The organism is Pseudomonas sp. E6002 (assembly GCF_013385565.1).
Classification (GTDB): Bacteria; Pseudomonadota; Gammaproteobacteria; order Pseudomonadales; family Pseudomonadaceae; genus Aquipseudomonas.
The window spans coordinates 168,456-178,732 of record NZ_JACAPT010000017.1; the positions used below are offsets into that span (position 1 = coordinate 168,456).

The following is a 10,277-nucleotide window of genomic DNA, read 5'->3' on the forward strand; positions in this document are numbered from 1 at the left end:
GGTCCGTGTCGATATACTGAGCATCGCCTTTGCCCGCTTCGGGCTGCTTAGGGATATCGACCATGCAATGGATTTTCATGCTGATTGGCCTGGTGCTCGGCTGGACACTCGACGAGTCGTTCAGTGATGCGGGCATTGGTGCGCTGCTCGGTTTGGGCATTGGCCAGGCGATTCGCCTGTCGATGCTCGCCTCGCGTACGGAGGAACAAGGCCGTCAGCTGGAGTCTGCCCGCAACGCCCTGAAAGTGGTCGAGCAACGCCTGGCCTTGCTGGAAAGGCCTGCCGCCGTTGAAACCGCCGGACCTGTGTTTGTCGAAGAGCCGCTGCCGGTAGCGGCGCCGCCTGAACTCGTCTGGGAATTACCCGCCGAACTGGAACCTGCCTACTCAAGTGTGGTGGCCGAACCCAGCCAGCCATTGCCGGCTGATGTGTGGCGGGCCGAACCGAGCGCGAAAATTCCTGAACAACCTGCCGCGCCTGCGGTGCCTCGCGGCCCCAACTTTATCGAGCGCGCAATCAGCGGTGCCCGCAACTGGCTGTTCGGTGGCAACACCGTGCTGCGGGTCGGCGTGGTGTTGTTGTTCCTCGGCCTGGCCTTCCTGCTGCGCTATGCCACTGAAGGCATGGTGGTGCCAATCGAGTTGCGTTACGCAGGTGTCGCCGGTTGCGCATTGGCACTGCTGGGTCTGGGTTGGTGGCTGCGGCTGCGCAACAGTAATTACGGGTTGATGCTGCAAGGCACCGGCATTGCGGTGTTGTACCTCACGGTGTTCGCCGCGATGCGCCTGCACCCGCTGCTCGACCCCGGCGCGGCACTCGGCTTGCTGGTGGCGGTCACCGTTTTCTCGGCGATCCTGGCGATTACCCAGGACGCCCTCGGCCTGGCCTGCGCCGCTGCACTCGGCGGTTTTGCGGCACCGATCCTCACGTCCACCGGCGCCGGCAACCATGTGGCGCTGTTCAGCTATTTCGCCCTGCTCAACGCAGGCATTCTCGCCATCGCCTGGTTCAAGGCCTGGCGCCTGCTCAATTTGATCGGTTTTGTCGGCACCTTCGGCATCGGCTTCGCCTGGGGCATGCGCTCCTATACACCGGAGCTGCTGTGGAGCACCGAGCCGTTCCTGATTCTATTTTTCCTGATGTACCTGGGCATCGGCCTGTTGTTCGCCCGGCGCAAGTTGCTGGAGATGCGCGACGCGCCGGACGATGACAGCCGTGGCGCGTTGCTGCGCTGGTCGGCGGCCAAGGGCGATTATGTCGACGGCAGCATGCTGTTCGGTCCGCCGCTGGTGGGCTTCGGTTTGCAGTTTGCGCTGGTGCAGCACCTGGAATTTGCCGCTGCGTTCAGCGCGCTGGCCCTGGGCATTATCTATATGGGCCTGGCTCGTTTGCTGAGTGGCGGGCGCGCCTTGCTGCTGGCGGAAACTTGCCTGGCGCTGGGTGTGATCTTCGCCAGCCTGGCGATTCCGTTGGGCCTCGACGCACGCTGGACCGCGGCGGCCTGGGCCGTGGAAGGCGCCGGGATTTTCTGGCTCGGCCTGCGTCAGCAGCGGCCTTTGGCACGGGCGTTTGGCTTGCTGTTGCAAGTCGGTTCGGCGCTGGCGTTCCTCAGCGAATTGCGGATTGGCGAGACCAGCCTGCTGGACGGTGCACCCTTGGGTGCGTTGTTGCTGGGGGCGGCCTTGCTGTTCAGTTTCGACCAATTGCGCAAGGTGCCGGTGGAGCACGCGGCGCAGTGGGAGCGTCGAGGTTTGCCGGTATTGGCCTGCGTCGGCCTTGGCTTCTTGTACCTGCTCGCACCGTTGCTGCTGTGGACCCAAGGCACTGCCATCAGTTGGGCGCTTGCCGGTCTTGCGACCTTGCTGGTGGGCCTGCGCATCGGCTCGCGTACGTTCCTCTTCACCGCGTTTGCCGTGCAACTGCTGGGTGGCGCGCTGTTCCTGCTGCGCCTGCAAGCGGGTGCCGATTCAGGCGCGGTGTTCAGTGCGGGCTGGAGCGGCTTGCTCACCGCATCGCTGATTGGCCTGGCATTGATCGGCGGCATGCTGCTGGCCGCGCGGGACACCATGGTGCGCAGCGATGTGCGGTTGTTGCGTGGCCTGTCGGTGGTGTTGCTCGCCGGGTTGGTGCTGATCAACCTGGCGGTGCTGTTTGTGCTGCCGTGGGAGACCGCCAGCGGCGTGTGGGCGGCCAGTGGTTTGTTGATCATCTGGCTGAGCCTGTACCTGCAACAGCGCGTCAGTTTTGTCTTCGGGTTGTTGCTGCAAGTGATCGGCGGCGCTTCGTTCCTGATCGCGGTGCCGGACCTGCTCGGGCCGCTGGCCAGCGAGGGGTTGCGTCCTTTGGGCCATAGCGGTTTCTGGACGCCAATGGTGCTCGGGCTGGCGGCGCTGGTCGGTGCCTGGCGCTTGCAGCGTCGGCCTCATGCGCCGGTGTTCGAGGCGTTGAGTTTGCAGCGGCTGTCCGACGTGCTGCTGGTGTGGGGTGCGGGTTGGTGGACGCTGGCGTTGGTCAGCGAAGTGCTGCGGTTTGCACCATCGATGCTGCAAGGCACCTGGCTGTTGGCGGTAGCGGCGGTGAGTGTGGCGATCTGGGCGGTATTGGCCCTGAGGCTGCAATGGGCGTCGCTGGGCTTGCTGTGCGCGCTGTTGATGCCGGCGGTGGGCGTGGTCTTGCTGGGCGCGTGGGGCTCGCGTTATCACCCGGCGGCGAACTTCGCCTGGCTGGCCTGGGCGGCGGTGTTTGCGGTGCACTTCGTGTCGCTGCGACGCCTGGCGTTGGTCATCCCGGAAAAAGCCCTGGGCGCCGCGCACGTGCTCGGCTGCTGGCTGCTGATCGGCGTGCTGGCGCTGGAGTTGCGCTACGGCCTGTTGCTGCTGTCCGAGGAATACAACGCCTGGCGCTGGCTGGGCTGGGCGATTCTGCCAAGCCTGTACCTGGTGCTGGCCGCCGCGCCACGCAGTTGGCCGTGGCCGGTGTCGGCGTACCCGCGCGAGTACCGGTTGTATGCCGCGTTGCCGCTGGCGGTGTTGATGCTCGGCTGGTTCTGGCTGGCGAATATCTTCAGCGACGGCACCGCCGAGCCGCTGCCGTATGTGCCGCTGCTTAACCCGCTGGATATTGGATTGCTATTCGCGCTGTTGGGTGTGTACCTGTGGTCCCGCAGTGCCGCACCGCAACGCGGGCCGCGCGCCGAACTGGTCGCCCAGGCGGTCGCCGGTGTCTCGTTGTTCGCCTTCTTCACTGCGCTGGTGATGCGCACGGCTCATCACTGGGGTGGCGTGCCGTTCCATCTGGATGCGTTGCTGGAGTCGATGCTGGTGCAGGCCGGGCTGTCGATAGTGTGGACCCTGATTGCCCTGAGCCTGATGATCGGCGGCCATCTGCGTCACCGGCGTGAGGTGTGGCTGATCGGTGCGGCATTGATTGCCGTCGTGGTGGCCAAATTGTTCTTCGTCGAATTGAGCAACCGCGGCGGGCTGGCGCGGATCGTATCGTTTATCGGTGTGGGCGGGCTGTTGCTGGTGGTGGGCTATTTCGCCCCGCTGCCCCCCAAGCGCCCCGAGCCGGTGGTTGAAACTGAAGGAGTGGCCTCTTGATGGGCAAGCTGAGTGTGGCGCTGTTGGGGTTGTGCACGACGTTATCGGCCTGGGCCCAGGAAACGCCCGCCGATTTCACCACGCGCGTGCCGCTGACGGTCAGTGGCGAAGGCCCGTGGTACCGCCTGGAACTGCCGCTGGCGGTGCAATTGAGCGCCCGTCAGGCCGACCTGGGTGATGTGCGGGTGTTCAACGCCGCCGGCGAGCCCCAGGCTTACGCGCTGGCGCGGCAGTCGGCGCAAAGCACCGAAAGCCGCAGCCTGTCCAACGTGAAGTGGTTCCCGTTGTACGCTGCGGCTGACTCCTCCGAAGCCGTGCCCAGCGTGCGTGTGCAATCCACGTCCACCGGCACGCTGGTGCAAGTGCAGCCGCCGAGCCAACTGGAGGCCGGCGAAGAGGTCCTGCGCGGCTGGTTGCTCGACGCGAGTGCGATCAAGGCCCCGTTGCAGCAACTGATCCTCGACTGGACGAGCGAGCGCGACGGCTTCCAGCGTTTCAGCATCGAAGCCAGCGACGACTTGCAGCACTGGCGCGCCTGGGGCGAAGGGCAGGTGGCGCGGTTGTCGTTTGCCGATGAGCGCGTCGAGCAGCATGAAGTGAGTTTGCCGGGGCAGTCGGCGCGGTATCTGCGCCTGCTGTGGAAAGGCCAGGCGGCACCGGCGCTGACGTCGGCGCAGTTGGAGAGTGTCAGCGCCCACAACCTGCCGTTGCCGCTGGTGTGGTCGCAGCCGTTGTCGGGCAGCCGGCTCAAGGCCGGGGAATACAGCTGGCAGTTGCCCAACGCACTGAACGTCGAACGCTTGCGAATCGACTTGAGCCAACCCAACAGCCTGGCGCCGGTCACCTTGTCGGGCCGCCGGGAAACTAATCAGGCCTGGCAACCCATGAGCAGCGGTTTGCTCTACCGGTTGACGCAAAATGGCCAGGACGTTTTACAGAACGAACTGCAGTTGCCGGGCCAGGCTGTTGCGCAGCTCAAGCTCGACGTGGACGAACGTGGCGGTGGCCTGGGCGTGGAGGCGCCGACCTTGAGCTTTGCGGTGCGGGCCACGCAGTTGGTGTTCCTGGCGCGGGGCGAGCCACCGTTCACCCTTGTGCTCGGCAATCCGTCGGTGAAAGGCGCGAACTTGCCGCTGTCGACCCTGATTCCGGACTACAGCGCCGAACGTCTCGCGGGGCTTGGGCAGGCCAAGGTGGCGGGCGAGGCGGTGGTTACATCGGCTGCGGTCGCGGCCCCGGTTGATGCCGGGCCGAACTGGAAAAAGCTCGGTCTTTGGGCCGTGCTGCTGCTCGGTGTGGCGGCCCTGGGCGCCATGGCCTACAGTTTGCTGCGCAAGCCACCGGTGGCACGTTAAATAAAGTCCATGAACTCTATTGGGTTTAAATCCTCTGATAGGAGGAAATACGCCCCGACTCGCGTTAAACTGCGCGGGTTTTTAGCCCCCCATTTCCGGAGCCTTCCATGTCCCGCGTTACCCTGAGTCGCTATTTGATCGAGCAGACCCGCAGCAACAACACGCCTGCCGATCTGCGCTTCCTTATCGAAGTGGTGGCGCGTGCTTGCAAGGAAATCAGCCACGCCGTGTCCAAAGGCGCGCTGGGTGGTGTCCTGGGCAGCATGGGCACTGAAAACGTACAAGGCGAAGTGCAGAAGAAGCTTGACGTGATCTCCAACGAAATCCTGCTCGAAGCCAACGAGTGGGGCGGTCACCTGGCCGGCATGGCGTCCGAAGAAATGGACAATGCCTACCAGATCCCGGGCAAATACCCGAAAGGCGCGTACCTGCTGGTATTCGACCCGCTGGACGGTTCGTCGAACATCGACATCAACGCGCCAGTCGGCACCATCTTCTCGGTACTGCGTTGCCCGAACGAATACCTGAGCCAGAACGAAGCCCTGAACGAAAAGGCCTTCCTGCAGCCGGGCACCGAGCAGGTAGCTGCCGGTTACGCGATCTACGGCCCACAGACCATGCTGGTGCTGACCCTGGGCGACGGCGTCAAGGGCTTCACCCTGGACCGCGAAATGGGCAGCTTCGTGCTCACCCATGAAGACATCACCATTCCTGCGTCCACCCAGGAATTTGCAATCAACATGTCCAACCAGCGTCACTGGGAAGAGCCGGTTACCCGCTATGTAGGCGAGTTGATGGCCGGCGAAGAAGGCCCGCTGAAGAAGAACTTCAACATGCGCTGGGTGGCTGCGATGGTTGCCGACGTGCACCGCATCCTGACCCGTGGTGGCCTGTTCATGTACCCACGCGACAGCCGCGAGCCGTCCAAGCCGGGCAAGCTGCGCCTGATGTACGAAGCCAACCCGATGTCGTTCCTGGTTGAACAGGCGGGCGGTGCGTCCACCGACGGCCACCAGCGCATCCTCGACATCCAGCCTGAAGGCCTGCACCAGCGCGTGGCGGTGTTCCTGGGTTCGAAGGAAGAAGTTGAGCGTGTGACCGGCTACCACAAGGCGTAAGTCCTTGCGGTAAGCAAAAGCCCCGAAACGTTTCAGCGTTTTCGGGGCTTTTTTGTTTTCGCTCGTCGGGAACCAGACACCTCTTTTCCCTTCTAAGCTTCTGGCAGACCCCCAAGCTGCTTCGTCTCTCCAGGAGTTTTTCCATGTCGTTACGCCGTCTCGCCCTGTTGTCGTTTTGCGTGCTTCTGGCCGCTTGCAGCAAGGTCACTCAAGAAAATTACGCAAAACTGTCGGCCGGCATGCCAAAGGCCGAGGTGGAGTCGTTGTTGGGCAAGCCGACTGATTGTTCTGGCGCTCTGGGTATGTCCAGTTGCACCTGGGGCGATAAAAACAGCTTTATCAGCGTGCAATATGCCGGTGACAAAGTACTGATTTTTTCCGGGCAAGGCCTGAAGTAAACCGGGGCGAAAGCCTGCGGGAGAAAAACAACATGATGCGTTTCGTTCTATACCTCTGCGCCAGCCTGTTTTTGGCGGGCTGCGCCAGCCATTCTGGCGATGATCTGCAACCCAAGACTGTTGGCAGCGTCAACCTCAAGCGTTACCAGGGCACCTGGTATGAGTTGGCCCGTTTGCCGATGTACTTCCAGCGCAATTGTGCGCAGTCCGAAGCCCGCTACACGCTGTTGCCCGATGGCAACATGTCGGTGTTCAACCGCTGCCTGACCCCTGAGTGGAAGTGGCAGGAAGCCAAGGGCACCGCAACGCCGCAGGTCGCCGGCAAGACCGACAAACTGTGGGTCGAATTCAACAACTGGTTCACCTCGCTGTTGCCGGGCGTGGCCAAGGGCGATTACTGGGTGCTGTACGTCAGCGATGACTACAAGACCGCCATTGTCGGCAGCCCGAGCCGGCGCTACATGTGGTTGCTGTCGCGCACGCCGACGGTCAGCGCCGACACCCGCGAAGACCTGCTGAGCAGGGCGCGGCAGCAGGGGTATGACACCACGCGTTTGATCTGGCGTACGTCGGACAAGCAGATGGCGAAGACCTCGCAGTAATACGAAACAGCGCCAATCCAATGTGGGAGCGGGCTTGCTCGCGAAGGCGGTGTGACAGTCACCAGATGTATTGACTGATCCACTGCTTTCGCGAGCAAGCCCGCTCCCACATTTGTTATGTGTCGTCTGTCAGCCCAGCAAATCCCGCAAGACCTGGGTAAACGTCCGGCTGCTGTCTTCTTCGGCGGCGTGATGCCCGTCGCGCACCACCCACTTCCCGTTGACCAGCACGTCGCGCACCTGGCGATCACCACCGGCAAACAACCAGCGATTGAGGATCCCGTCTTCGTTCGCTGTCGCCAGGTACGGATCGTTGCCGTCCAGCACCAGCCAGTCCGCACGCTTGCCAACTTCCAGGCGCCCAATCGGCTGCCCCAACGCTTCGGCACCGCCGTCCAGCGCGGCATCGAACAGCGTACGCCCAACCATCGGCTGATCGCTGCGATACAGCCGGTTGCGCCGCTGGTCCCGCAGCCGCTGCCCATATTCCAGCCAGCGCAATTCTTCCACCACGCTCAGTGATACATGGCTGTCGGAACCAATCCCCATGCGCCCGCCCTGGGCCAGGAAGTCCACCGCCGGGAAAATCCCGTCGCCCAGGTTGGCTTCAGTGGTCAGGCACAACCCGGCAATCGCCCGGCTCCTGGCCATCAATGTCACTTCTTCCGGATTGGCGTGGGTGGCGTGCACCAGGCACCAGCGCTGATCCACTTCAACATGGTCATACAACCATTGCAGCGGGCGCTGGCCGCTCCAGGCCAGGCAGTCGTCGACTTCCTTCTGCTGCTCGGCGATGTGGATATGCACCGGGCACGCCTTGTCGCTGGCGGCCAGCACTTCGCTGATCTGTTGCGGTGTGACGGCGCGCAGCGAGTGGAAACACAGGCCCAGCCGTTGTGCCGGTTGCGCGGCCAGAATCGGTTGCAGGCGTGATTGCAGGCTCAGGTAATTTTCGGTGCTGTTGATAAAGCGGCGCTGGCCTTCATTGGGGGCCTGGCCGCCGAAACCGGAGTGGCTGTAGAGCACCGGCAACAACGTCAGGCCGATACCGCTGCTGGCGGCGGCCTGGCTGATTTGCCGCGACAGCTCCGCAGGGTCGGCATAGGGCTGGCCGCTGACGTCGTGGTGCACGTAGTGAAATTCGGCCACCGAGGTGTAGCCGGCCTTGAGCATTTCGATATACAACTGGCGCGCGATGACCTGCAACTGGTCGGGGCGGATCTTGCCGACCATCCGATACATCAGGTCGCGCCAGGTCCAGAAACTGTCATTCGGGTTGCCGGCCACTTCCGCCAGCCCGGCCATCGCGCGCTGGAAAGCGTGGGAATGCAGGTTCGGCATGCCCGCCAGCACGGGGCCCCTGAGCCGTTCGGCACCGTCTGCACTGGCGTTGGGCTCAACCTTGGTCAGCAGGCCATCGGCGCTGACTTCAAGACGTACATCGTTGGCCCATCCATTAGGCAGCAGCGCGCGTTCGGCAAAGAAAGCGGACATGATTCAGGCACCCCAGTCGTGTGTTTATTTGTATATACATATACAGACGTTTGCCTGCTCGGTAAACTCCGGCAAGCTATGCTTCTTTTTCACCTACAAGGATTTCCTGTGTCGACTCCGCCCGCCAAGTCTCCACTGGCTGCCCACATGGACGAAAGTCCGGCGCCCTTGTATGCCCGCGTCAAACAGATGATCAGCCAGCAGATTCTCAACGGCAACTGGCCGCCGCATTATCGCGTGCCTTCGGAGAGCGAACTGGTCAACCAGTTGGGCTTCAGCCGCATGACCATCAACCGCGCCCTGCGCGAGTTGACTGCCGAAGGCCTGCTGGTACGCATGCAAGGTGTGGGCACCTTTGTCGCCGAGCCCAAGAGCCAGTCGGCGCTGTTTGAAGTGCACAACATTGCCGATGAGATCGCCTCCCGCGGTCATCGCCATACGTGCAAGGTCATTACCCTCGGTGAAGAAGCCGCCGGCTCCGAGCGCGCCGTCGCGCTGGAAATGCGCGAAGGCGGGCGGGTGTTCCACTCGTTGATCGTGCACTACGAAAACGACATTCCGGTGCAAATCGAAGACCGTTTCGTCAACGCCCTGGTAGCACCGGAATACCTGCAGCAGGATTTCACCCAGCAAACGCCCTATGCCTACCTCAACCAGGTGGCGCCGCTGACCGAAGGCGAGCACGTGGTCGAGGCGATTCTGGCCGACGCCGACGAATGCAAGCTGCTGCAAATCGAAACCAGCGAGCCGTGCCTGCTGATTCGCCGCCGCACCTGGTCTGGCCGCCAGCCGGTCACGGCCGCACGTTTGATCCACCCCGGTTCCCGTCATAGCCTGGAAGGACGTTTCAGTAAATGAGTTCGATGAAAGTCTGGCGCGCTACCGATTACATTCGCATGCCGTGGAAAAACGGTGGCGGCAGCACTGAAGAAATCACCCGTGACGCGTGGGAGGGCCTGGACGGTTTCGGCTGGCGCCTGTCGATTGCCGATATCGCCGAGTCGGGCGGGTTCTCCACCTTTGCCGGGTACCAGCGCATTATCACCGTGCTGCAAGGCTCGGGCATGGTGCTGACGGTGGATGGCGAGGAACAGCTCGGGTTGTTACCGCTGCAGCCATTCCCGTTCAAGGGTGACAGCCAGGTGTCCTGCCGCTTGATCGGCGGGCCGATCCGCGATTTCAACCTCATCTATTCGCCGCAGCGCTATCAAGCGCGGTTGCAATGGATGGACGGCACGCAGCGTTTCTTCAGTGCCGCGCACACCTTGCTGGTGTTCAGCGTGGCCGATGAAGTGAAGGTGCTCGGTGAGCGGCTGAACCGTCACGACTGCCTGCAACTGGACGGTAACACCGGCCTGCTGGACGTCAGCGTGACTGGCCGTTGCTGCGTTATCGAATTGACTGCCGCCGCCTGAACAGGTGGGGGTTTCTTCCCCCACATTTTGTTTCCCTCTTCCCGCACCAACTTGTTACCGAACGCCCCAGCATGGCGCAAAGCCCTGCCTCGATGACAAGTCTCCCGCACTGTAAAAATCCCCTGTAAGAAAATTCATCATGCTGCGAAGCCTTGTTTTCCAAGGCTTCCACCCTCGTCCCGGAAAAATCTTCAAACCTTGCGCGCAAAGTTGGCCGCTTGATTGCATATGCTTGTATGTACAAGTAAAGATGTGTGCGTAAGAGTCCATGAACTTCCTCTTCGCACCCATCAATG

8 protein-coding genes are annotated in these 10,277 nt (G+C 62.5%); 7 read left to right on the forward strand and 1 reads right to left on the reverse strand.

All coding sequences use genetic code 11. The features are described 5' to 3' along the window. The first annotated feature begins 62 nt into the window (after positions 1 to 62). The 5 genes from HX815_RS15295 to HX815_RS15315 all read left to right on the forward strand — a co-directional run bounded on the left by HX815_RS15295 (position 63) and on the right by HX815_RS15315 (position 7,072). The gene (locus HX815_RS15295) at positions 63 to 3,599 is read left to right on the forward strand and encodes a DUF2339 domain-containing protein (protein ID WP_177028522.1); all 3,537 of its coding nucleotides are present in this window, start codon (positions 63 to 65) and stop codon (positions 3,597 to 3,599) included. Continuing rightward, positions 3,599 to 4,954, forward strand: a complete 1,356-nt coding sequence (locus tag HX815_RS15300) for a DUF3999 domain-containing protein (RefSeq protein ID WP_177028523.1) — start codon at positions 3,599 to 3,601, stop codon at positions 4,952 to 4,954. Before HX815_RS15295 ends, HX815_RS15300 begins: the two co-directional genes overlap by 1 nt. Positions 4,955 to 5,061: 107 nt before the next feature. Continuing rightward, positions 5,062 to 6,072: a class 1 fructose-bisphosphatase gene (locus HX815_RS15305; RefSeq protein WP_003217989.1), complete on the forward strand. Its 1,011-nt coding sequence runs from the start codon at positions 5,062 to 5,064 to the stop codon at positions 6,070 to 6,072. Positions 6,073 to 6,215: 143 nt separating this feature from the next. Next, entirely contained in the window at positions 6,216 to 6,470 is a 255-nt protein-coding gene (locus HX815_RS15310) for a hypothetical protein (RefSeq protein ID WP_003217986.1), read from the forward strand. Positions 6,471 to 6,502: 32 nt separating this feature from the next. Next, positions 6,503 to 7,072, forward strand: coding sequence for a lipocalin family protein (locus HX815_RS15315; RefSeq protein ID WP_003217984.1), 570 nt, complete (start codon positions 6,503 to 6,505; stop codon positions 7,070 to 7,072). Positions 7,073 to 7,201: 129 nt separating this feature from the next. Here HX815_RS15315 and HX815_RS15320 read toward each other — a convergent pair whose 3' ends face one another. Then, positions 7,202 to 8,566: a formimidoylglutamate deiminase gene (locus HX815_RS15320; RefSeq protein ID WP_102367929.1), complete on the reverse strand. Its 1,365-nt coding sequence runs from the start codon at positions 8,564 to 8,566 to the stop codon at positions 7,202 to 7,204. A 78-nt stretch (positions 8,567 to 8,644) separates the two neighbouring features. Here HX815_RS15320 and hutC point away from each other — a divergent pair, with 78 nt between their 5' ends. Continuing rightward, the gene (gene hutC / locus HX815_RS15325) at positions 8,645 to 9,424 is read left to right on the forward strand and encodes a histidine utilization repressor (RefSeq protein ID WP_173406113.1); all 780 of its coding nucleotides are present in this window, start codon (positions 8,645 to 8,647) and stop codon (positions 9,422 to 9,424) included. Beyond that, the gene (locus HX815_RS15330) at positions 9,421 to 9,981 is read left to right on the forward strand and encodes a HutD family protein (protein WP_177028524.1); all 561 of its coding nucleotides are present in this window, start codon (positions 9,421 to 9,423) and stop codon (positions 9,979 to 9,981) included. The genes hutC and HX815_RS15330 overlap by 4 nt, the downstream gene beginning before the upstream one ends. The last annotated feature ends 296 nt before the right edge of the window (positions 9,982 to 10,277 follow it).

Excerpts from the sequence above, each read along its gene's own strand:
- HX815_RS15295 (WP_177028522.1), top strand. The coding sequence starts at position 63 with ATGCAATGGATTTTCATGCTGATTGGCCTGGTGCTCGGCTGGACACTC.
- HX815_RS15300 (WP_177028523.1), top strand. The coding sequence starts at position 3,599 with ATGGGCAAGCTGAGTGTGGCGCTGTTGGGGTTGTGCACGACGTTATCG.
- HX815_RS15305 (WP_003217989.1), top strand. The coding sequence starts at position 5,062 with ATGTCCCGCGTTACCCTGAGTCGCTATTTGATCGAGCAGACCCGCAGC.
- HX815_RS15310 (WP_003217986.1), top strand. The coding sequence starts at position 6,216 with ATGTCGTTACGCCGTCTCGCCCTGTTGTCGTTTTGCGTGCTTCTGGCC.
- HX815_RS15315 (WP_003217984.1), top strand. The coding sequence starts at position 6,503 with ATGATGCGTTTCGTTCTATACCTCTGCGCCAGCCTGTTTTTGGCGGGC.
- HX815_RS15320 (WP_102367929.1), bottom strand. The coding sequence starts at position 8,566 with ATGTCCGCTTTCTTTGCCGAACGCGCGCTGCTGCCTAATGGATGGGCC.
- hutC (WP_173406113.1), top strand. The coding sequence starts at position 8,645 with ATGCTTCTTTTTCACCTACAAGGATTTCCTGTGTCGACTCCGCCCGCC.
- HX815_RS15330 (WP_177028524.1), top strand. The coding sequence starts at position 9,421 with ATGAGTTCGATGAAAGTCTGGCGCGCTACCGATTACATTCGCATGCCG.